The sequence below is a fragment of the Streptomyces sp. L7 genome, from assembly GCF_050990935.1.
Taxonomy (GTDB): domain Bacteria; phylum Actinomycetota; class Actinomycetes; order Actinomycetales; family Microbacteriaceae; genus Leifsonia.
The window spans coordinates 3755654-3777454 of record NZ_CP194644.1; the positions used below are offsets into that span (position 1 = coordinate 3755654).

General features: G+C 68.1%; 21 protein-coding genes. 16 read left to right on the top strand and 5 right to left on the bottom strand.

All coding sequences use genetic code 11. The annotated features are described in order from the left end of the window. Window positions 1-5 precede the first annotated feature (5 nt). From ACR5MH_RS19040 to ACR5MH_RS19050, 3 genes are all read right to left on the bottom strand, one after another. Entirely contained in the window at window positions 6-923 is a 918-nt protein-coding gene (locus ACR5MH_RS19040; RefSeq protein WP_431348612.1) for a carbohydrate ABC transporter permease, read from the bottom strand. Window positions 924-929: 6 nt separating this feature from the next. Continuing rightward, window positions 930-1865, bottom strand: a complete 936-nt coding sequence (locus tag ACR5MH_RS19045) for a carbohydrate ABC transporter permease (RefSeq protein ID WP_433862065.1) — start codon at window positions 1863-1865, stop codon at window positions 930-932. A 147-nt stretch (window positions 1866-2012) separates the two neighbouring features. Then, window positions 2013-3185, bottom strand: a complete 1173-nt coding sequence (locus ACR5MH_RS19050; RefSeq protein ID WP_431348614.1) for an ABC transporter substrate-binding protein — start codon at window positions 3183-3185, stop codon at window positions 2013-2015. 149 nt (window positions 3186-3334) lie between these two features. Between ACR5MH_RS19050 and ACR5MH_RS19055 the strand changes: the two genes are divergently transcribed. Further along, entirely contained in the window at window positions 3335-4354 is a 1020-nt protein-coding gene (locus tag ACR5MH_RS19055) for a LacI family DNA-binding transcriptional regulator (protein ID WP_433862066.1), read from the top strand. 66 nt (window positions 4355-4420) lie between these two features. Here ACR5MH_RS19055 and ACR5MH_RS19060 read toward each other — a convergent pair whose 3' ends face one another. Then, window positions 4421-7315 (bottom strand): discoidin domain-containing protein, encoded by a 2895-nt coding sequence (locus tag ACR5MH_RS19060; protein ID WP_431348616.1) that lies wholly within the window; start codon window positions 7313-7315, stop codon window positions 4421-4423. Window positions 7316-7667: 352 nt separating this feature from the next. Between ACR5MH_RS19060 and ACR5MH_RS19065 the strand changes: the two genes are divergently transcribed. The 15 genes from ACR5MH_RS19065 (at window position 7668) to ACR5MH_RS19135 (ending at window position 20951) form a co-directional block, all read left to right on the top strand. Next, the gene (locus ACR5MH_RS19065) at window positions 7668-9035 is read left to right on the top strand and encodes an ABC transporter substrate-binding protein (RefSeq protein ID WP_431348617.1); all 1368 of its coding nucleotides are present in this window, start codon (window positions 7668-7670) and stop codon (window positions 9033-9035) included. Continuing rightward, window positions 9032-9985 carry a carbohydrate ABC transporter permease gene (locus ACR5MH_RS19070; protein WP_431348618.1) on the top strand — a complete coding sequence of 318 codons (954 nt, stop codon included), beginning with the start codon at window positions 9032-9034 and terminating at the stop codon, window positions 9983-9985. Before ACR5MH_RS19065 ends, ACR5MH_RS19070 begins: the two co-directional genes overlap by 4 nt. Before the next feature lie 2 nt (window positions 9986-9987). Continuing rightward, window positions 9988-10914 (top strand): carbohydrate ABC transporter permease, encoded by a 927-nt coding sequence (locus ACR5MH_RS19075; protein WP_431348619.1) that lies wholly within the window; start codon window positions 9988-9990, stop codon window positions 10912-10914. Then, window positions 10911-12104, top strand: coding sequence for a mandelate racemase/muconate lactonizing enzyme family protein (locus ACR5MH_RS19080; RefSeq protein WP_431348620.1), 1194 nt, complete (start codon window positions 10911-10913; stop codon window positions 12102-12104). Before ACR5MH_RS19075 ends, ACR5MH_RS19080 begins: the two co-directional genes overlap by 4 nt. A gap of 23 nt (window positions 12105-12127) precedes the next feature. Then, a complete protein-coding gene (gene deoC / locus ACR5MH_RS19085; RefSeq protein WP_431348621.1) occupies window positions 12128-12862 on the top strand; it encodes a deoxyribose-phosphate aldolase in 735 nt (244 codons plus the stop codon). Further along, entirely contained in the window at window positions 12852-13796 is a 945-nt protein-coding gene (locus ACR5MH_RS19090) for a ribokinase (RefSeq protein ID WP_431348622.1), read from the top strand. The genes deoC and ACR5MH_RS19090 overlap by 11 nt, the downstream gene beginning before the upstream one ends. Beyond that, entirely contained in the window at window positions 13793-14290 is a 498-nt protein-coding gene (locus tag ACR5MH_RS19095; RefSeq protein WP_431348623.1) for an RbsD/FucU domain-containing protein, read from the top strand. Before ACR5MH_RS19090 ends, ACR5MH_RS19095 begins: the two co-directional genes overlap by 4 nt. Next, window positions 14287-14616, top strand: a complete 330-nt coding sequence (locus ACR5MH_RS19100; RefSeq protein WP_431348624.1) for an L-rhamnose mutarotase — start codon at window positions 14287-14289, stop codon at window positions 14614-14616. Before ACR5MH_RS19095 ends, ACR5MH_RS19100 begins: the two co-directional genes overlap by 4 nt. Further along, window positions 14613-15461 carry an amidohydrolase family protein gene (locus ACR5MH_RS19105; protein ID WP_431348625.1) on the top strand — a complete coding sequence of 283 codons (849 nt, stop codon included), beginning with the start codon at window positions 14613-14615 and terminating at the stop codon, window positions 15459-15461. Before ACR5MH_RS19100 ends, ACR5MH_RS19105 begins: the two co-directional genes overlap by 4 nt. Further along, window positions 15458-16471 (top strand): aldo/keto reductase, encoded by a 1014-nt coding sequence (locus ACR5MH_RS19110; RefSeq protein ID WP_431348626.1) that lies wholly within the window; start codon window positions 15458-15460, stop codon window positions 16469-16471. The genes ACR5MH_RS19105 and ACR5MH_RS19110 overlap by 4 nt, the downstream gene beginning before the upstream one ends. Next, entirely contained in the window at window positions 16468-17316 is an 849-nt protein-coding gene (locus ACR5MH_RS19115) for a fumarylacetoacetate hydrolase family protein (RefSeq protein WP_431348627.1), read from the top strand. Before ACR5MH_RS19110 ends, ACR5MH_RS19115 begins: the two co-directional genes overlap by 4 nt. Before the next feature lie 28 nt (window positions 17317-17344). Beyond that, window positions 17345-18097, top strand: coding sequence for an SDR family NAD(P)-dependent oxidoreductase (locus tag ACR5MH_RS19120; protein ID WP_431348628.1), 753 nt, complete (start codon window positions 17345-17347; stop codon window positions 18095-18097). Next, window positions 18094-18939: a FadR/GntR family transcriptional regulator gene (locus ACR5MH_RS19125; RefSeq protein ID WP_431348629.1), complete on the top strand. Its 846-nt coding sequence runs from the start codon at window positions 18094-18096 to the stop codon at window positions 18937-18939. The genes ACR5MH_RS19120 and ACR5MH_RS19125 overlap by 4 nt, the downstream gene beginning before the upstream one ends. Beyond that, on the top strand, window positions 18936-19865 hold the full coding sequence (locus ACR5MH_RS19130; RefSeq protein WP_433862067.1) for a 2-hydroxyacid dehydrogenase: 930 nt from the start codon (window positions 18936-18938) through the stop codon (window positions 19863-19865). Before ACR5MH_RS19125 ends, ACR5MH_RS19130 begins: the two co-directional genes overlap by 4 nt. 336 nt (window positions 19866-20201) lie before the next feature. Further along, window positions 20202-20951 carry a PASTA domain-containing protein gene (locus ACR5MH_RS19135; protein ID WP_431348630.1) on the top strand — a complete coding sequence of 250 codons (750 nt, stop codon included), beginning with the start codon at window positions 20202-20204 and terminating at the stop codon, window positions 20949-20951. Window positions 20952-21121: 170 nt separating this feature from the next. Here ACR5MH_RS19135 and ACR5MH_RS19140 read toward each other — a convergent pair whose 3' ends face one another. Next, window positions 21122-21754 carry an NADPH-dependent F420 reductase gene (locus tag ACR5MH_RS19140; RefSeq protein WP_431348631.1) on the bottom strand — a complete coding sequence of 211 codons (633 nt, stop codon included), beginning with the start codon at window positions 21752-21754 and terminating at the stop codon, window positions 21122-21124. Window positions 21755-21801 lie beyond the last annotated feature (47 nt).

A 21801-nucleotide genomic window follows, 5' to 3' on the forward strand; every position in this document is an offset into this window, starting at 1 on the left:
GGAGGTCACTTTCCCGTGCCGGCGACAAGGCCGGACACGTAGTAGCGCTGGAGGATGATGAACAGCACCACGCACGGCAGCATGGTGACGGTGATCCCGGCTTGGAGGTCGCCCCAGTCGATGGTGTTGAGCGGGCCGTTCTGCGCGTTGAGCAGCGCGATCGGCAAGGTGAAACTCGGGTTGTTGTTGAGGAGCACGAGGGCGGCGAGGAACTCGTTCCACGCGGCAAGGAAGGCGAACAAGGCCACCGTCACGACGCCGGGCGCGACCAGCCGCAGCACGACGCGCGGCAGTGCCGTGAACTTGGTGCAGCCGTCGAGCTCGGCGGCCTCCAGGATCTCCTCCGGCACGCTTTCGAACGAGTTGCGCATCATGTAGACAGCGAACGGCAGCTGGAACGTCGAGTAGATCAGGGCGAGCCCGAAAAGTGAATTGGTGAGGTGCAGCCACGTCATCACCGTGAACAGCGAGACCAGCAGAGCCGGGTAGGGCACCAGCAGCATCCCGACGGTCAGTCCGAACAGCGCCTTCTTACCGGGGAACCGGAAGCGGGCGAACGCGTAGCCGGCGAACACCGCGGCGACGGTTGTGATGACGACGGTCATCAGCGTCACAGCGGTCGAGTTGAGCACGTAGCCGAGCAGCGACGAACCGGAGCTGTCGAGTTTGGCGAAGCTGTCGAGCGAGAAGTGCGACGGCCACCACACCGGAGGCGAGGAGTTGGCCTCCTGCGTCGGCTTGAACGCTCCGATGGAGGTCCACACGATCGGGAACGCGAACAGCGCCGCGAGCACGACGGCGAGGCCGATCCGCAACGGGTTGCGCGAGCGGTCGTCGGTGGCGGAGATGCGGCGGCGGCGGCGCGCCAGGCGGGAGGTCGTGGGCGCGGTGGGCGACGGCCGGTTCGATGTGAGGACGGACATTGCGGTTCAGGCCTTTCCGCGCTGGAGGCGCACCTGCACGAACGAGATCGTCGCCATGATGATGACGACCACGACGGCCACTGCCGCCGCGTATCCGCGCTGCAGGCTCACGAACGCCGCGTTGTAGAGGTAGTAGACGACCGTGACGGTCGAGTTGTCCGGGCCGCCCTTGGTCATGGCGAAGAACTGGTCGAACGCCAGGAACGCGGTCGTCAGGTTGAGGAGGACCACCAGCGACAGCGGTTTCGCGATGAGCGGCAGCGTGATCTTCGTCAGCGTGGTCCAGGGCCGCGCCCCGTCGAGGCGCGCCGCCTCGTAGATCTCCGGCGGGATCGAGTCCATGCCGATGATCAGCACGAGCATCGCGAGGCCGGCGGTCTTCCACACCGTCATCACCACCACGATCGCGAGGGTGCTGCCGGTGTTCGCGAACCAGTCGGAGCCGGCCGGCACGATTCCGAGCGCGGCGCCGATGGCCGGGAGGACCCCGGTGCGCACGTTCGACATCGAGAGCCACAGCAGGCCCGCCGGCGCGAAGCCGATCGTGACCGGTGCGAAGAGCAGCGCCCGCACCGCCGTGCGGCCCCTGAACCGGGGCCGCACGAGCAGCGCGAGACCGAGGGACACGGCCAGGCCGAGCACCGAGGTCACCATCGTGTACAGCACGGTGAACAGCGCCGCTTGGCCGAACTTCGGGTCGCTGAGCACATGGCTGTAATTGTCGATTCCGGCGGGAGCCGGCGTGCCGAACGTCGGCCACTGGTAGAACGACATGACGAGAGTGAGTCCGAACGGCAGCAGGAAGAACAGCGCGATGAGCACGGCGCTCGGTGCGGCGAGCAGCCAGCCCAGGGTCCCCTCCCCTCGGGCGATCGCGCTCCTGCGGGTCGTGCGGCGGCCCGCCGCCCGGAGGGCGGGTGCGGTCGCGACGGCGTCGGCCATGGTCGATGTCCCTTCGGTCACGCGGGGAGCGCTACTTGGTGATGGCGTCGGCGGCCTTCTGGGCCGTCGCGGTCGCCTGCTCGGGTGAGACCCCGTTGAATACCGCGGACTGGAACATCTCCAGCCAGGGGCCCTGGGCGCTGGCGATCACGTCGTTGTAGTGGGTCGAGACGTAGGTCTGGCCCTTCTTGATGAGCTCGGCCGGAACCTGGAACTGGGCGCCCAGGCTGCTCGGCACGGCCACGTCGGTGCGGGGGAGAGCGCGGGCAATTTGAGGTAGACGTCGGAGGCGGTCGACTTGGAGGTCAGCCAGTCGATGAAGTCCCAGGCCTCGTCCTTGTGCGATGACTGCGCCGAGATCGCGGCGGCATCGCCGCCCGAGAAGGTCGCGGTCTGCCCGTCCTCCGGGCCCGGGATCGGAGCAAGACCGAACTGGAACGACGGGCTCTTGCCGAGCGTGGCGGTGTTGACGCCGTTGCCGCCGCTGAAGTTGATGCCGACCTTGCCGGAGGCGAAGACCGAGAAGAAGCCGTCGCCGGTGTCGGTCTTCGATGACGCAGGGATGTCACCGTTGGCGTAGAGGGTGTGCATGAAGGCGAGCGCTTTTCTGGTGGCGTCGTTCTGGAAGTCGAACGAGCCGTTCTTCTTCACGACATCCTGGCCTTGCGCCCAGATGGTGGGAGTGAAGTCGTAGGCGAGCGAGCCGGGCGCGTCGCCGGAGATGTAGGCGCCGTGGATGCCGTCGCCGAGTTTCGTGATCGCGTCGGCGGCCTTGATGATGCCGTCCCAGGTCGTCGGCGGCTTGTTCGGGTCGAGGCCGGCCTTCGTGAACAGGTCCTTGTTGTAGAGGTATAGGGAGGTGTCGGTCACGTAAGGGACGCCGTAGACCTTGCCGTCCTTAGTGGCGGCCTGCTCGTGGGCGGGCGCGAGATGACCGTAGGCACCCGACTTCTTGAGGAGGCCGGTGAGGTCGAGCGCCGAGCCGTTCGCGACGATCTGCGGCATGAACACCAGGTCGGCGGCGAGGATGTCAGGCAACGAGCCCGACTGCGACGCCTGCGCGTACTTGGTGACGTACTGGTCGGCGGGCACGTGCGTGATGGCGACCTGGTTCTTGTGTGTCGCGTTGTACTTCTTGACCACCGCATCGGTGACCGCCTCATTGCCGGGGCGGACCCAGAGGGTGAGCTTGGCGCCGTCGTCCTTGGCCGTCACATCGGCGGATCCGATGCCGGCGGAGGTTCCTCCGCTGCAGCCCGCGAGGGCGATGGCGACGGATGCCGTGGCCACCAGGGCCAGAGCCTTGACCGTGCTCTTCATTACCTCAACTCCATTGTCGTCAGGTGCGGCGGTGATGCCGCTTCGGGGGTTCGGGAATGCCAGTATGGCAAAGTTTGCGGAAAAGAGCAAAAGTTTTTTGTGTGGAAGAAAACTTTCCGTTCTGCTAGTGTCGGCGTGTGGAAAACAACGTGACTTCGGCCGCCCGTCGCATCACTGCGACCGAGGTTGCCGAGCGCGCCGGGGTCTCCATCAGCACTGTCTCCAAGGCGCTCTCGGGCCGAGGTGCGGTGCGGCACGACACCCGGCAGCGCATCCTCGAGGCAGCTGCAGAGCTCGGCTATCGGGCACCGCACACCGAGGCCGTGCCCGCCGCGTTCTTCAACGGGCCGACCGGCGCCGTCGGAGTGATCATCGAGGATCAGTTCGGCCGCCTCACCGTGCCCGTGCTTCAGGGCGTGATCGAGCTCTTCGCCGAACGCGACACGGCCCTGCTGCTCGTCGACGGCCGCGGCGACCCGATTCGGGAGGCCCACTACGTCGAGTCGTTCGTCCGGCGCGGCGTAGACGGCATCCTCGTCGTCGGTGCGGGCGTGTACCCGCGCGAGCCCCTGCGCGGGGTGTCCGGGGTGCCCGTCGTCTACGCGCTCTCGTGGTCGACGGCGGGGGAGGACGTGTCCGTTTCAGTCGATGACGCCGAGGGTGCCCGCATGGCCGCGCGGCACCTGGTCTCGACCGGACGCACGCGGCTGGCGTTCATCTCCGGGCCGCAGCGCGACACCGCCTCCATCATCCGCCTGGCCAGCACGGAGGCCGTGCTCGCCGAGGCGGGCGCTGAGCTGGTGCACGAGCCGCTCTTCGGCCAATGGTCGGAGCGCTGGGGGCGCCAGGCCGTCGGTCAGCTGCTGCGCTCAGGCGCGGAGTTCGACGGTATCGTCTGCGGCAGCGACCAGATCGGCCGCGGCGTGCTCGAAGCGCTACGGGAGGCCGACGTGCGCGTGCCGCACCAGGTCGCGGTCACCGGCTTCGACAACTGGGACGTCATGGTGGAGGCCAGCCGGCCTCCGCTGACGACCGTCGACATGAGCCTCAACGACGTGGGCAGCCGGGCCGCGCAGGCCATTCTCGACGCCGTCGAGCGGCCCATCCCCGCCGGTGTCGAGCGCGTCGCCTGCCAACTCGTCCCGCGGGAGTCCACCGCGCTCGACTGAGCCGCACACAGAGGACGACGAAGGGCCGGGCCGCACGATGTGCGACCCGGCCCATCGATCTCACTGCTACTTGCCGAAGACCTGGATCTCGGCGAACTGCATCTTGTAGGCGCCAGAGTCCTGGCGGAGGTTGGTGCCCGTCACCCGGACGTAACGCGCACTGCGCGGCGTCAGCGTGAAGGTCTGTCCTGCCGCCGTCTTCGGCTGCGGGTACCCGGTCTGAGTCGTGCCCGGTGTCCAGGTGAGGCCGTCGGTCGACGTCTCGATCGTGAAGTCGATCGGGAAGCACGTCCCCGGATCCTTCAGGTCGTAGTCGCGCTGGTCCAGCTCCACAGAATTGACGGTCTGCGCCGACCCGAGGTCGATCGTGACCGCCTCCGTGTGGTTCTCCGTGGTGTCGGCGTTGCTCGACCAGCCCCAGGTGTTGTCAGCGCTGAATGCGTCGCCGTCGGTCACCTTGGCGAGACCCCAGTTGGCGTCCTCCTGGCTGGAGGTCGCCGTCGCGGTCTTTCCCAGTGCGAGGTCGGTCGGCACGGTGTTCGCCCAGACGTAGCCCTCGGAGCTGCCACCGCCGAGCGTGACCGTGTGGTGCGAGCCTCCGGTCACATCGTACGAGTACCGCACGACGCCCATCGTGTCCGCGGTCGAGCTGGCGGTGACGTCGCCGTCCCGCACCGTGTAGGTCTTCCCCGGCGTCTGTCCCGACCACTGCAGGGTGACCTGCTGCGGGTTGGAGGTTTTGTAGTCGACAACCTGCGTCAGCTCGTCGCGGTAGATGACCGTCAGTGCGTCCGTCGCGTGGATGGTGCGGGTGACCGTCGTGCCGTTCATCGACGCCGGAATGTTCGGCGCGATAGTGACGCCTCCCGCTGTCGGCTGGATGCCGAGTACGTCGGAGAACAGGCCGGTGGCGCCGTTTGCGTTGGACGGGAACCACGCTTCGCCGGTGTGCGGGTTGAGCTGCCAGTCGAGGAAGCTGTACCCGTTGAAGCCGTCCTTCGTGTAGCGGGCCAGTGTGTTGTTCAGGTAGGTGAGTGACTGCGAGCGCTCGCCGACCAGGGCCGCTGCGCGCATGTACTCCTCGGTCATCAGCGGGTAGATCACCCCGTCCTCCAGCCCGGTCTGGAAGTGGTCGCCCGTCCAGTCCTCGACGTTCGCCTTCATCGGGATGAAGTTCTGCGGGATCATCGCGAGGTGGTTCTTCGCGACCAGGGTGTCCATCCCGCCGAGGATCTGCTGGGCGCGGGGGAGGTCCACCAGGCCGTAGATGATCGCCTGCAGGTTGAGCTGGGTGTGGTAAGTCGCGCCCTGGGTGGTGCCATCCGGGCAGCGCCAGTAGTCGAACATGCCGGTGGTCGGGTTCCAGAGGCCGCCATCGGTGTTGTTCTTGTTGAAAGCGGCCTTGAGCTGTGCTGCGGTCTGCGCGTACGAGTCGGCCTTGGCGGTGTCGTGGAAGACGTCGCGCTCGAGGCCCGCCCACTGGTTCAGCGCGCCGTACATCAGCTCATTGATGTAGCCGCTCTCGTACTTGACGTAATAGGCGTCGTTCCACTCGCGCTCGCCGTGCAGCTTGGTGCAGTCGAGGGTGTCGTTGTGGAACAGCCCGTCGGCCGACGCGTACTGGTTGGTGAGCATGTAGCCGAGCGCCGCCTCCACCGAGCCGCGCATGCTGGTCAGCCACGCGGTGTCGCCGCCGTACTGGTACATGTCCGAAACGGCCAGAGCGTACGACGGGTCGGCGTCGAACAGCTGATTCGCGGTCCAGGTGTAGTCGCGATGGAACGACCGGCCCTTCATGTGACCGTTCGACTGCTGCGCGTCGTCCTTGAAGAACGTGAGCAGGTTCTGCTGCGATGCCGTGGTCGCCGGGTCGTAGAGGCCGAGAACCGTGCGGTCGGCATAGACCATGTCGTACGGACCGACGCCGGGGTAGCGCAGGCCGACGGTCGACATCCCGAAGCCCTTGTCGATGATCCCGGAGCGGCCGAACTCGTTGATGAGCGAGGAGAGCGCCGCAGTGTCCTGCACTCCGTTGACCGTGCCGCCGAGTCCGGCGTACGCGGCGTAGTCGGCGCCCGAGAACCGGTAGGACACCGTGTCCTGCTGGTCCTGCGCGATCGCGACCGGGGAGTAGATCACCGCGTCGGTGAGGTTGGAGGAGTGGCCGCCGTAGACCAGCCCTGAGGCGGGGGTGCCCGCGGTGTACGACCAGGTGGAGCCGGACTGCAGCTGAGTCTCCTGGTAGGTGTTGCCGTCGCCGGTGTAGGAGAACTCGGTGGCGACCGAGCGTGGGCTGGTGGTGGTCACCGCGAGACCCTGCTGCCGGTTGTTGGAGAGGAACACGAACTGCCCCTCCTCGACCCCGTAGCGGTCCTTGGGCGTGGAGAGGAAGAACTTGTTCGTGCCCGTGTACGCGTTGCCGATCGGCAGGTCGCCGCCGTCCTCTGGCCTGCGGATGTCGTCCCACACCCGGGCCCAGCCGGTCTCCAGTTGCCCGTTGTGGCGAATCTTCGTGTTCGTCGTCTCCAGCCAGTGGTAGCTGCGCGTCGAGTTAAGGTCGATGCCGTCAGGTCCGAGACCGAAAGTCCACCGCTCGTCGATCGATACGTCGGCATTGGCCAGAGTGAAGGCGACGGAGGTCTTGTTCCCGGTGATGGTCACCACCGCGTCGGTGCCCGCGCTCCGGCTGTCGAGGGTGGACCCGTCGACGTCGAGTTGCGCGGTGCTGTAGAGCCCGGCGTTCAGGAGTTCCGTGCCGCCCTCCTTGAGTGAGGTGACGCGCGCCCCTCCTGCATAGGAGAGGACCATGCTCAGGTCGCCGTCGGTCAGGGTGACCGTTTTGGCGGTGTCATCCTTCGTGACATGAATGCCGCCCGCGCCCACCCCGGACGGTGCGATGCCGGGAGCGGCGAGCGCGGTGCCCGCGCCGATGATGGCCGTCGCGGCGGTGAGCGCGGTCACGGCCGCGATTCCCGCCGCCGCCCGTGCCCGACCCCGTCGGCCCGCTCTGCTCGATCGGCCCGGGTCGACGCTCGCGCGCCGCCGCCGATCCTCGGTGTTCCGCCTCATCGCTGACTCCGGTTTCTGCCCGGCACTGACGTCCTCCACCGATGGAGGCTCCTCCCTCGTCGGAGGATAGCGGCCGGGTCGAGAAACACTATGGCAAGTCAAGGAAATAGTTGTCAAAGACTTTCCGTTTATTTCCTGTGGCCATCGCGTTTCTTCCGTTGCGCAAAGGTCATACGTGTGATGTAATGACTTCGCGCCACTCGGCGCTAGTCGTCAAAGTCGTCGACCCGAAATGAGGACCACGGTGGTCACTTCCGCTTCACAGACGCCGCGTCGCGTCTCCCGCCTTTTCGCCGCGGGCGTCGCCGCAGCTGCGCTCGTCACCGGTCTCACCGCTTGCACAGGCGGCGCCACCGGCTCCAGCTCCACCTACGGGTTTCCCGAAGCCCCGCAGAGCAAGAACGCGACCCTGACCGTCTGGGTGGATGCCACCCGGGCGCCCGCGGTCGCCGCCTTCGAGAAGGCGAACCCGGACGTCAAGGTCAAGATGGTGACCTACGACGGCTCGGCGAACGGGTCGAACTCGTTCAAGACCAAGATTCAGCTGTTCGACCGCGCCGGCAGCGGCTGGCCGGACATCGTGTGGAGCACGCAGGACTACGACTCCGCATGGGCATCGCAAAAGAGCGCGGGCAAGCAGGCGTTCGCCGCCCAGCTCGACAGCGGGCTCATCCCGGCCTCCACACTCAAGGGCTTCGCGGCAGGCGCGCTCGACCCCTGCACGGTCGGCGGCAAGGTGTACTGCCTCCGCAACGACCTGGCTCAGAACGTGCTCTGGTACGACAAGTCGTTGCTCGACCAGTTCGGCTACTCGGTTCCCACCACGTGGCAGGAGTACCAGGCGCTCGGCGAGAAGGTGGCCAAGGAGCACCCCGGATACATCGTCGGCACGCAGGGCGATCCGTGGACCCCCGAGATCTACATGTGGGCCAGTAAATGCCAGGCCAACGACGTGACCGGAGCAACGACGGTGAGCGTCAACACCACGAGCACCGAGTGCAAGCGCGCGGCCACCATGCTCGACACGCTCCGCGCCGACGGCTCGGTGCCGAACGTGAGCGTCTTCACCCCCGGTTTCTTGAAGCAGTACACCGGCAAGGTGCTCATGATGCCGGGGCCGTCGTGGTACGCCGGCGCGATTTTCCAGAGCTCGTCGTCGCTCAATGTCCCCGCCGGTCACCTCGGCGTGGCGGCCCCGCCCGCCTGGGGCAGCGAGAAGGCGGTCACCGGCGATGTCGGCGGAGGAACGTGGTTCATCTCGAGCCACTCTGCGAATCTGTCGGCGGCCTCGAAGTTCCTCCAGTTCGTGACCACCGCTGACGGATACCAGGTCGACTTGGCTCCCGGATACCCCGCCTACAGCGCGGCCGCGAAGAAGTGGGTCGCCAAGCAGGCGGACAGCAAGTACTACGCCACCTCGCTCGACCCCGTGGTCTCGGCGGCGAACCAGATCTGGTCCGGCTGGGGATCGGCGCAGTTCAGCCAGGAGGCGATCTGGGCCAAGACCATCACGCCGGAGGTCACGAGCGGCAAGAACATCGCTGACCTTCTCCCCGAATGGGAGACCGCCATCAAGAACCAGGCCCAGGTCGACGGTTACACGGTGAAATGACTGTGATCACCGCCCCAGCAGATGCCACGGTCGTGGCCGACTCGGACGCACCGAGTCGGCCACGGGCCGCGGCCGGCCGCCGGCGGCCGAGCACCCGGTCCGGCATCGGCTATCTGTTCGTATCGGGCTACGCCGTGCTCATGCTCGCCTTCGGGGTGCTCCCCGCTCTGTATGCGCTCGTCCTGGCTTTCACGAACTCGAGTGGAGGCTTCGCCGGGTTCGCGAACTTCGCGAAGGTGATCGGCGACTACCGCTTCCTCCCGGCGGTGGGCCATGTGGCGCTCTACCTCGCGGTCTGGCTGATCTCGCTGGTCGTCCTCGTGGTCGTGCTCGCCCTGGTGATCCACGCCATCAAGGTGCGCTGGATGACTACCACCTTCCGCTTCGTGTTCTACCTGCCGGGCGCACTTGCCGGCGCCTCGAGCGTGCTGCTGTGGTTGTTCGTGCTCGACCCCTCGTCGAGCCCGGTCTCACCGCTGCTGCACCTGTTCGGGTTCTCGACGTTCGTCCAGGTCATCCAGCCCGGGCACCTGCCGGTGATCTTCGCGATCATCGCGTTCTGGACCGGAGCGGGCGGCTGGATCGTCATCATGTTCGGAGCCCTCAACAACGTCAGCGACGAGGTGATCGAGGCCGCACGGATCGACGGCGCGAATGCGGCCCAGATCGCTCTCAGCATCCAGCTGCCGCTGCTGCGCAAATGGATCGCCTACATGGCGATCATGTCGCTGGCGGCAGGAACTCAGCTGTTCGTCGAACCGCAGCTGCTGTCGCAGGCGAGCAACGCCGTCGTCGGCAACGACTACTCGCTGAACCAGCTCGCGTACATCTACGCGTTCACGCAGAACGATTTCAACGGCTCCGCAGCGATCTCGATCCTGCTGCTCATCGTCGCACTGGCGCTGTCCGCGGTCTTCGTCACCCGCGGCGGACTGTTCGAGAAGGACTGATCATGACCACCCTCAGAGCCACACGGCCACGGCGCGCGTCCGCCCCCGTCCGCGCCAGAGGACTCGCCGGCTGGAGTGGGCGCGCCATCGTCGGAGTCGTCCTGATCGTCTTCCTGCTGTTCTTCGCCATCCCGATCGTCTGGCTCCTCCTCGCCGCGGGGAAGAACGCGCACGCGCTGCTCGTGGACAACGCCTTCTCCTTCGGGACGATCCAGGACGCGGTGGCCAACTGGAACCAGCTGTTCGGCTTCCAAGGCGGCGCCATCGTCGGCTGGATCGGCAACTCGGGCCTGTACTCGGTCTCGGCGGTGCTCATCACGCTGGTCGTCAGCATCCCCGCCGGCTACGCGCTCGCGCTCACCGAGTTCCGTTTGCGGCGCTCGCTGCTGGTGGTGACCCTCGTGGTGATGCTGATCCCCAACACCGCGCTGGTGCTGCCCGAGTTCCTCGAGTTGAACGTCGTCGGGCTGATCGGCAGCCCGCTCTCGGTGATCCTCCCGATGTCGTTCTTCCCGTTCGGTGTCTACCTGACCTACATCTACTTCTCCACGAGCATCCCACGCGACCTCCTCGCCGCGGCGCGCATCGACGGCTGCTCCGAGATCTCGGTGTTCACCCGGATCGCGTTGCCGCTGGCCGCGCCCGTCGTCGCGCTGGTCGCCTTCTTCAGCTTCGTGCAGAACTGGAACAACTTCTTCCTCCCGTTCGTGATGCTGCCCTCCAGCAGCGGCTACCCCGTCCAGGTCGGGCTCACCACCCTGCTGGCCTCCACCCCCGCGTTCAATCCGAGCGCCGCCGGATCGGAGTCGGTGCAACTGCCCACTCTGGCGCTGGCGACCATCATCTCCGTCCTGCCCGTACTGATCGTGTTCCTGTTCTCGCAGCGATTCCTGGTCTCCGGCATGACGGCAGGAGGGACCAAAGAATGAAGATTACCGGCTACCGCAGCCTGACCACGCGCCACGACTGGGGCCGGCTCGTCGGCGACGTCAACGGCCACACCGACGACCACCACACCGACGTCCCCGTGCTCATCCTCGAGACCGATGAGGGCCTTGAAGGGATCGGGCTCGGTTCGCACGCCGACATCGACCGGGTGTTCCCGGCCGTCGAAGGCGAGGATCCACGCGCCGTCACCGCACTCTACGACCGCATGATCGCCCGCGTCTTCAAGGCCGGCCACGGAGGTTCGGTGTTCGGAGCGATCGGCGCCCTCGACATGGCCCTCTGGGATCTCAAGGCCAAGATGGCCGACGAGCCGCTCTGGCGCACGCTCGGCGCGCGCGATCGGTTCGTCCCGGCGTACGCATCCGGGCTGGACATCGCCCTCGACGACGACCAGCTCGCCGCCCTCTACGCCGACTTCGCCGACCACGGCTTCACCGCGGGCAAGCTCAAAGGCGGACGCGACGTCGACCACGACCTCCGACGCCTGCTGATCGTCCGCGAACAGCTGATCGGCAACTCCAACCGGCCGGCGCTCATGTTCGACGCCAACGAGTCCTGGAACCGCTCGCAGGCCGCGCGCTTCGTCGGCGAGCTCGAGCGGACCATCGACCTCACCTGGATCGAGGAGCCGGTGCGCCGCTGGGATGCGGCCGGGCTCGCCTCCGTCCGCCGTTCGGTGCGGGCGGCTGTCGCCACGGGTGAGAACCTGACCGGCCTGGAGCAGTTCAGGCCGCTCCTCGACGCCGACGCGGTCGACATCCTCCAGCCCGCCGGCGTCTGGGGGATCACGCACTTCCTGCGGGTCGCCACCGTCGCCCACGGGCGGGACCTGCCGGTGAGCCCGGTCGGGTACAACGGCAACCCCACCGCTCACGCGGCCGCAGCGGTGCCCAACCACCTCGCCACGGAAGTGCAGGACCTGACATTCCCCATCGGGCTCGACATCGACCAGCGGATCGAGGAAGGCGGGATCGTCCTCGGCGACCGGCCGGGCCTCGGCATCGAGGTCGACGAGGAGCGCATCGGCGCGCTGACGGCGGACCACGGCTGGGCCGCCGAAGGCGGCCCCCATGTGCGTCCCTCCCGAGCCGGGCTCCGCCTCATCCCCGACGACGCCCAGGCCGCGCCATCCCGCTCCCGGGTGGGCACCGGCCTCCCGTCGCCCGCATGACCACCATCATTGGAAGGAAACCCATGACCATCGACGCCACACCGACCGAGACCCCGACCACCATCGACTTCAGCGTCCCTGCCCAGGTTGCCAAGGCTATCCAGTACACGAACGTCAACCCGGAGCTCACCAAGGCCGGCGTCATCGTCCACCTGGAGACCTGCGCCGCATACCGCTTCGACGCCGCGATGATCGCACCCGTGTGGGTCTCGCTGGCGAAGGATGTGCTGGCCGGCACAGGGGTACGCGTCGCCTCCACGCTCAACTTCCCCATGGCCAACGACACACTCGAGATGAAGCTGGCCGCCCTGACGGCGCTGGCGAAGACCGGGGTGGACGAGTTCGACTTCCCGCCGAACCCGGGCTACCTGATCGGCGGTCAGGAGCGGGAGTACGCGGACGAGATCGAGCAGATCGTGGCGCTGGCCCACAGCGAGGGCATTCTCGTCAAGGTCATGCTCGAGTTCGGTTTCCTCGACGTGGCGCAGAAGGTGACAGCCACGAGGCTCTCGTACGAGGCCGGCGTCGACTGGGTCAAGCAGTCCAGCGGTTGGGGTAAGGGCGGCTACGCGGCGACCGTCGAGGACGTGCGGCTCCTGAAGGCCAACATCCAGCCTCCCTGCCGGGTCAAGGTCTCGGGCAAGGTCAACACCATCGAGAAGATGCAGGTGCTCTTCCAGGCGGGTGCGGAACTCGTCGGCACCAGCTCCGGTCCCGCCATCGTCGACGGGCTGACGGGCGACGCCGATGCGTACTGAGCCCGCGTCGCCACGTGTGACGGTGCTCGGCTCGTACGCGAAGGCCATCGTCATCACCGCCGACCGGATACCCCTCGCCGGAGAGACCGTTCTCGGACGGGATTATCGCCAGGAGTTCGGCGGGAAGGGCTCCGACATGGCGGTGCAGGCCGCCCGGCTGGGTGCGCGGACCACGTTCGTCGGCGTGGTCGGCACCGACGCGCTCGGGGCCGAGTTCCTCGAGCTGATGCGTGACGAGGGAGTAGACACGACCGCCGTGCGGACCACGAGCGAGCGCTCCACCGGTGTCGGCCTGATCGTCAAAGACGAGGAGGGCCGCAACGTGATCGTCGTCGACCTCGGCGCCAACGAGCTGTTCTCGCCCGACGACGTCGTCGCAGCCGGTGGACGGGTCACCGACGCTGCGGTCGTCCTCGCGCCGCTGGAGATCCCCCTTCCGACAGCGCTTCACGGTCTGAGCCGCGCCCACGCTGCAGGGGCCGTCACCATCCTCAACCCGGCTCCCGCCGCACGGCTGACCGGACCTCTGGAGGGCATCGACGTGCTGACCCCGAACCAGACCGAGGCCCGCGTCCTCGTGGGCCGCGATCCACATACCGATGTCGACAACGCCGTCATCGCCGACGAACTGCGAGCGCTCGGCGTGGAGAATGTCGTCATCACGCGGGGCGAGGAGGGAGTCGACGTGTTCACGCCGGACGGATACCTGCACGTGCTCGCTCACGTCGTCGATGTCGTCGACTCCAACGGCGCAGGCGACAGCTTCAGCGCGGCGCTCGCCGTCGGGCTCGCGGAAGGCCGGACGCTTCCGGAGGCGGTGGTCTTCGCGAACGCGGCGGCCGCACTCTGCTGCGAGAGGTGGGAGACCGTTCCTTCCTACCGCGATCGGGCGGCAGTGGAGGCGCTGCTCGCGTCGACGGCGGTGACGGCATGAGGCGCGGCGCTCTCCTGCACCCCGGGCTGGCGAGCGCGTTCGCGACACTCGGCCACACCGACCTCGTCGTCGTGACCGATGCCGGCTTCCCGATTCCCGCGACCGCGAACCGTATCGACCTCGGCATCACCGACGGTCTGGTGGATGTGCGCGACCTGCTGCGGCTCGTGCTGCGATTCGTCGATATCGAACGAGCGGAGTTCGCCCCCGAGCTGAAGAGCCACCATCCGACCCTCTACGCGGAGGTGCAGTCCATCTTCACGGGGTCGGGCGCCGAATTCTCACCGGCCGATCACGAGACGCTCATCTCCGACCACGTGCAGAGAGCGAAGGTGGTCATCCGCTCCGGCTCGTTCGAGCCGTGGGCCAACTTCGCGCTCACGGCCTCCACACAGGCTTTCGACTGGTTCGACAGCGACGAGGTCGAGATCCTCCCCGCCTACGTCGAGCGTCGCGCGCGCATCCGCGACCGCGTGGTTCCGGAGCTGCCGTGAGCGAGAGGCATGCGCTGGTGGTCGGCGTCAAACCGGAACGGCGGGAGGAGTATCTCGAGTTGCATCGCGCTGTGTGGCCCGAGGTCGAGGCGACCTTGCGGGAGTGCAACGTCACGAACTACACGATCTTCGCCTTCGGGGAGATTCTCTTCGCGTATTACGAGTACGCGGGGGACGACCACGAGGCGGATATGGCACGCATCGGTGAGGACCCGGTCACCCGGGAGTGGTGGACCAGGACCGACCCGTGTCAGGTGCGCATCGCGGACGAACGCGAGCCCGGGGCGCTCTGGCAGCCGATCGACGAGCTCTGGCATCTCTCGTGAGCGCGACGATCGACGGCCACGTGCATCTGTGGGAGCGCGCACGCCACCCTCAGGACTGGATCGACCCGGCCACGATGAGCCGGATCGACCGTGACTTCGGTGTCGCCGAATTGCGAGCGATGCTGGCGCTGACCGACGTGGACACCGCGGTCCTCGTCCAGTCGGTCAACAGCTTCGACGAGACGGTGGACCTGCTCGCCCTGGCGGACGATCCGGCGGTCTCGGGAGTGGTGGGCTGGGTCGACCTGACGGGCGACGTGGCGGAGCAGGTCGCGGTGCTGCGCGCCGGAGCCGGCGGCGACGCTCTGTGCGGCATCCGCCATCTGGCGCACGTGGAGCGCGACGCCGCGTGGCTGCTGAGCGACGACGTCGCGCGTGGCCTGGACGCGCTGGCCGCTGACGGCCTGGTGTTCGACCTGATCCTTCGCGACTATCAGCTGCCGCTCGCTCACTCGATCGTGCGGGCGCACCCCGAGCTGGGCTTCGTGCTCGACCACCTCGGTAACCCTCCGCTCGGCGACGATCTGACGGTGTGGCGGCGCAATCTGACCGCGCTCGCCGGCGAGCCCAACGTGTCCGCGAAGCTGTCGGGGCTGGTGACGGCTGTAGGTCGCCATCCTTGGCCTGCCCTAGAACTCGCACGTGCCGTGGAGGTAGGGCTGGAGGCGTTCGGTCCGAAACGGCTTCTCTACGGCTCGGACTACCCTGTGGTCGAGCTCGCCGCAGGCGCAGAAGACTGGGAGTCGACGCTGCGCCGGACCCTGGCGTCGCTCTCGTCGCAGGAGCAGGATGCGATCTTCGGTGGGACCGCTGCCGCCGTCTACCGTGCACCGGTGACCGCATGAGCGCGCCCACACGTCGACGGGTCGGCGCCGCCGGCGTCGAGGTCGGCGGCCTCGGCTTCGGCGGCGCGAGTCTCGGCAACCTGTATCGCGAGACGACCGATGCGGAGGCGGCCGGCGCGGTTCAGCGCGCCTGGGACCGCGGCATCCGGTACTTCGACACCGCCCCGCATTATGGGCTGGGGTTGTCGGAACGACGCCTGGGCGCGACACTGAGCGGCCTGCCTCGCGAGGAATACGTGCTCTCGACGAAAGTCGGTCGCCTTCTCGTCCCGAATCCAGCACCCACCGCTCGCGACACGGAGGGGTTCGCCGTGCCCGGCGACCTCGTGCGCCGGTGGGATTTCAGCAGAGAGGGCATCCTCGCCTCCCTCGACGCCAGCCTGGCCCGGCTCGGCACCGACAGGATCGACATCGTCTACGCGCACGACCCCGACCAGTGCTCGCCGAAATCCGCTCGAGAAGCCCTCGAAACCCTCCGGGACCTGCAGCGCCAGGGAGTGGTCGGCGCGGTCGGCGTCGGCACGAACTCGGTGGAGGGCCTGAAGGAGCTGATCGACGACGGCCTGCTCGACGTCATCATGCTCGCCGGCCGTTACTCGCTCCTCGAGCAGGGAGCGTTGGACACCGTTCTCGAGCCTGCCGCCCGGGCGGGAGTCTCCGTGGTCGCCGTCGGGGTGTTCAACTCGGGGCTGCTGTCCACGAGCCGTCCCCGGGCCGGCGACAAGTACGACTACGGCGATGCGCCGCAGGAGCTCATCGACCGGGCCCGGCGTCTCGCGGCGATCTGCCGGGCATACGGCGTGGAACTGCCTGCGGCGGCGATGGCGTTCCCGCTGCTGCATCCCGCCGTCGTCAACGTGACCGTGGGACTGCGCACCGCCGAGCAGGTCGATCAGAACGCCGACAGCTTCGCCGCGCACGTGCCCGACGCCATGTGGTCCGACCTCGTCGCCGAGGGCCTGCTCGACGCCTCGGCCGTCCCGATCGAGTTCAACCGGAAGGAATCATGAAGTATCTGCATCACCGCACCGACGCGGGGGTCGTCCCCGCGCTCCTTGTGGACGACCGCGTCTTCGACATCAGCGCCCGCACACCGGCGATCACCGGCGAGTTCCTGGCCGATGCCGATCACGCGGCACTCCTCGACGAGGCGCGTTCCGGCGCGCTCCCCGGTGTACCGTTCGCGGACGTCCGGTTGGAGCCTCCGATCGCGCCGCCGAGCAAGATCGTGTGCATCGGTCTGAACTACCGCGATCACGCGGAGGAGACGGGAGCGGCGATCCCGGCTGAACCCGTCGTGTTCATGAAGGACCCCGGAACGATCGTCGCGGCCGACTCGGTCGTGCTGATTCCTCGAGCCTCGGTCAAGACCGACTGGGAGGTCGAGCTCGGCGTCGTCATCGGCAGGACTGCACGGTACCTCGACTCGCCGGCCGACGCGAAGTCGGTGATCGCCGGATACGTGCTCTCGCACGACGTGTCGGAGCGCGAGTTCCAGATCGAACGTGGCGGGCAGTGGGACAAGGGCAAGAGCTGCGAGACCTTCAACCCGCTGGGCCCGTTCGTCGTGACCGCCGACGAGATCCCGGACCCGCAGGCGCTGGGCCTGCGGTTGTGGGTCAACGGCGCCCAGCGGCAGAACGGCTCCACCGCCGACATGATCTTCGACGTGGAGCACGTCGTCTGGTACCTCAGCCAGTTCATGGTGCTGCGACCGGGGGACCTGATCAACACCGGAACGCCGGCCGGCGTCGCGCTCGGCCTGCCCGGCAACCCGTATCTCCGGGCGGGCGACACCGTCACCCTCGAGATCGACGGACTCGGGCGTGCCACCCAACACCTGGCCGACGCATGAGCACGTACCCTGGAAGAGGAGCCACCGCATGACCGATCAGCAGAACGACTTCACCGGGCTCGTCGCCGTAGTGACGGGAGGCGCGTCCGGGATCGGCGCAGCGATCGCCGACCGGCTCGCGTCCGAGGGCGCGACCGTCGCGGTCTTCGATCTCGCCGCCTCGGCCCGGCACGCGTCCTTCGCGGTCGATGTGTCGGATGATGTGTCCGTGCGTGATGGCATCGAAGCCGTCGTCGAACGATTCGATCGCCTCGACGTGCTCATCAACAATGCGGGCATCGGGGCCGCCGGAACCGTCGAGACCTCGGATGACGCCACCTGGCAACGGGTCCTCGACGTGAATGTCATCGGCACGGCGCGCGTCAGTCGCGCGGCGATGCCCCATCTGAAGCGTTCACCCCACGCCGCGATCGTCAACACGTGCTCCATCGCGGCCACGGCCGGACTGCCCGAGCGAGCGGTCTACAGCGCCAGCAAGGGCGCTGTGCTCGCTCTCACCCGGGCGATGGCCGCCGACCACCTCCGCGAAGGTGTGCGGGTCAACGCGGTGAACCCCGGTACCGCGGACACCCCCTGGGTCGTCCGGCTGCTCGAAGCGGCAGACGACCCTGCCGCAGAGCGGGCATCATTGGAGGCGCGCCAGCCGCATGGCCGGCTGGTCACCGCAAACGAGGTCGCCGATGCGGTGGCTTATCTGGCCGGGCCGCGCGCTTCCTCGACCACCGGCATCGCCCTCGCCGTGGATGGCGGGATGCAGAACCTACGACTGCGAGCAGAATGAGCGACACGAACGAGCGAGAAGGCCATGTGGACATCCCCGCGCCGCGACGGATCGGGCGCCCAGACACCGGCAACTCCAGCGAGACCGAGCCTGCCGCGGAGCCCGGATCGGCGCGCGTACTGGCGCGGCGCGTGCCGCAGGCCCGGCTCGGCGTTGTCGTGGTCGCCGACCTGGTCGAGGTCATCGTCACCGGGCAGGTGCAGCCGGGCGAGCTCCTGCCGCCGGAGGGGCCGCTCGCCGACCAGTTCGGCGTGAGCCGCACGGTGATCCGGGAGTCGGTGAAGCGCCTGGAGGAGAAGGGCCTGGTCACGGTGGCGCAGGGGCGCGGCACCCGGGTGACCCCGTTCAGTTCGTGGAACGTGCTCGACCCGGTCGTGCTCTCCGCGCTCGTCGACAACGACGCCTCCCTCGGCGTCCTCGATGAGCTGAGCGAGGTGCGGGCCAGCCTCGAGTCGTCGATGGCAGGCACTGCGGCTGCGACTCGGAGCGCGGAGCAATTGGTGCGGCTGCAACGGAGCCTTGAGACGATGCGTTCCAGCGAGCAGGACTCGGACTCCTTCCGGCAGGCCGACATCCTGTTTCACTTCACGGTGATGGAGCTCTCAGGCAACCGCCTCGCCGAGAACATCGCCAAGGTGCTCTTCAAGCGGGCGCTCGAGAGCAACCGGTACCAGGGCGTGGACCCCGAAGGCGCGTTCGGCCTTACGCTTGCGGAGCACTCGGCTGTCGTGGAGGCCATCGCGAGTCAAGACGTGGGAGCCGCCCAGGCGTCCATGCGGGAGCACATTGCGCGCGCGTGGGAACGCCGCAGGTTTCCCGACCACCGGCCCGCACATCGATGACGTTCACGGTCTCCATCCCCGATGGGACGCTTGTGGCGGCGCTCGCCGCGACCGGCGCGGTGCCGCCCGATGTCGAGGTGATCGAATGGGATCTCGCCGCGCCGCCTCCGCGCGCGCGGATCGATCTCGTGGTCGCGCCGTACATGGGGGACTGGCTGGGGCGACTCGCAGCGGTCGCGGCGGTCCGTCCGCGCTTGGTGCAAGGACAGATGCTCGGTTACGACGGCGTAGCCGGGGTGCTGCCACCCGGCGTGCGATACGCAAACGCGGCGACGGTGCACGAGTCATCGACGGCCGAGTTGGCGCTGGGCCTGATCCTGGCATCGCAGCGCGGGCTCGACGACTTCGTCCGTCAGTCGGAGGTGGGGCAGCCGATCGAGCGAAGGTACCCGAGCCTCGCCGACCGTCACGTGCTTCTCCTCGGCGCAGGGGGAGTCGGCCGTGCGATCGCAGCGCGCCTAGCGCCCTTCGAGGTCCGGCTCACCAGATTCGCCAGGACCGGACGGAGGGACGAACTCGGAGACGTGCATCCGATCTCGGAACTCGCGAAGCTGCTGCACGGCGCGGAGATCGTCATTCTTGCACTTCCCCTCACAGCGGAGACGACAGGCCTCGTCGATGACGCCTTCCTCGAGTCCCTCCCGGACGACGCGCTCCTGGTCAACGTGGCACGGGGCGCTGTCGTCGACACGGAAGCGTTGATCCGGGCAACCGCGTCCGGTCGTCTGCGTGCCGCGCTGGACGTGACCGAGCCCGAACCCTTGCCCGCCGGGCATCCGCTGCTGGCGCTGCCGAACGTGATCGTGGCGCCGCATGTCGGAGGCAATTCGACGGCGATGGCGCCGAGGATGGCTCGTCTTGTGCTCGAGCAGATCGAGCGCCTCGGGGCCGGTGCAGAACCGTTGCACGTGGTCATCGGGTTGTGAGGCAGGGGTGTCGGATGCGATTGGGGCGGCTCCTCGATGGGCATGCTGTGCCCACTACGTCACAGTTCCGCAACACCGTTCGTCAGAGATGTCCGGGTCTGATATTTAAAGGGCGGTATACGGGTTGAAATCCCACCGTACCGGCCGGTACACGAAAGAAGCGACGCCGCTGTCTACGCGCTCGCCCCCGAGGCCTGAGCGCCGCGCAGCTGACTCGCGCCCCATCCTGCCTGGCAGTCTCCTGGCCGCCCTCCCGAATACTGTGCTCCCGGCGTACAGTCTCCGCCGTCGGCTAGCGGTCTGCCAGCCGACTGAACCATCAGCAGGGAAGAGAGAATGGTGGGCAGGCACGTCGCGCGGGTAGGCGGACTCCGCCGAGTCGGCGATGTCATCGTCGACCACCCGTTGTCGACCGGCGCTGTCGTGACCGCCGCGCTGGTGGCGGCGCTCGCCGTCACGCCATTCGGAACGACCGACCTGTTGCCGACGCCTGCGCACTCGCATTCCTCAGCGGCTGGTGCAGCTCCTGTCGTCGCGCTGTCGGTGCCGAACGTGGTCGGCGCCTCGGAGTCCGGGGCAAGGGACGCGTTGGCCGCACGCGGGTTCTCGACGGAGTTCCGTACGGCGTCCGGCGAGCCCGCGACGGGCCGGACGGACTATGTCGTGATCCGGCAGTCGCCGGGCGCGGGAGCACGTGCGGCGAAGGGTGCGACGATCGACCTGACGGTCGCACCGGCAGGGTCCAGTGTCTCGACGCCCCCTCAGAATGCGGCCGGCTCGACGGCCCCGGGAACCGTCTCGGCGCCGGCCGAGTCGGGCAGCACGCCCGCAACGGGCGTAACCGGGGGTGGCGGCCCGGCCGGAAACACGGGCGGTGCCGTAGGGGCCGGCACTGGTAGTGCGGCGCCTGCCCAACCCGTGCCGGCGCCGCAGCCGCCGGCAGTCACGCCACCGCCCGTCACGCCGCCAGCGCCCCCGGTCGCACCTCCGCCGGTTGTCCAGGTGCCGACGCCGCCCTTGCCTTCCTTGCCGCTTCCGGTCTCTCCTCTCGGCGTCGTCGGCGGCTTCCTTCGCGGAATCCTCTAGTAGGGACGTCACCGCGACCGTCGTGCTCAACGTGGGCGGAGACGCCCGTGCGCGCGAACACCTGAATGCCGCCGAGCCCCGCGGCGAATGCCGGCAGGACACGGTCAGGGAGACGAATTCGAGGAACATGCGAGCAGAGCGCGCAGAACGGCCCCAGGCGCAGCGCCCCCTCACCCGTCGGCGTCGACGATGATCCGGAACCCGACCACCTGCGCGAAGCCGCGCTCCACCAGGTCGACTTCGAATCCGGCCAGCGCCTCCAGGTGACGGGAGACGCGGAGCGGCCCCACATCGACCGGCTCGGCACCGATCTGCCGGACCAGGCCGGCGACCGTTTCCTTGGCGGGCTGATCGTCGGAGGCCACGAAGACTTGCACCGGGCCCGATCGCTCGTGCGCGCCTTCGGAAAGCCGCTCCGCGTAGACGGTGTTGAACGCCTTGACGACTCTCGCCCCGGGAGCTGCGTCGGCCACGCGCTCGCCGAGGGAGGCCGTGCCTGAGTACCTGCTCTCGTAGGAGGGCGGGTCGATCGGGTTGTTGAGGTCGATGACGACGACGCCGTCGAGCGCATCGGCGAGGGAGGCCACGATCTGCAGCACTTCGGTGTCATGCACGGCGATCACGACGACGTCGGACCGAGCGGCCTCCCGGTAGTCGACCCCTCCGGCTGCTCCGAGCCGCTCGCTGAGCCGCTGCGCGCGGGCGGGGTCGCGGGAGCCGATGACCACGTCGTGCCCGGCACGCGTCAACCGCGCGCCGAGAGCCGTGGTCATCGGTCCGGTGCCGAGGATGCCGATCCTCACGCGTGTGCTCCCTTCGTGGAGGGCGACCGCGCCGGGGACCGAGAGCG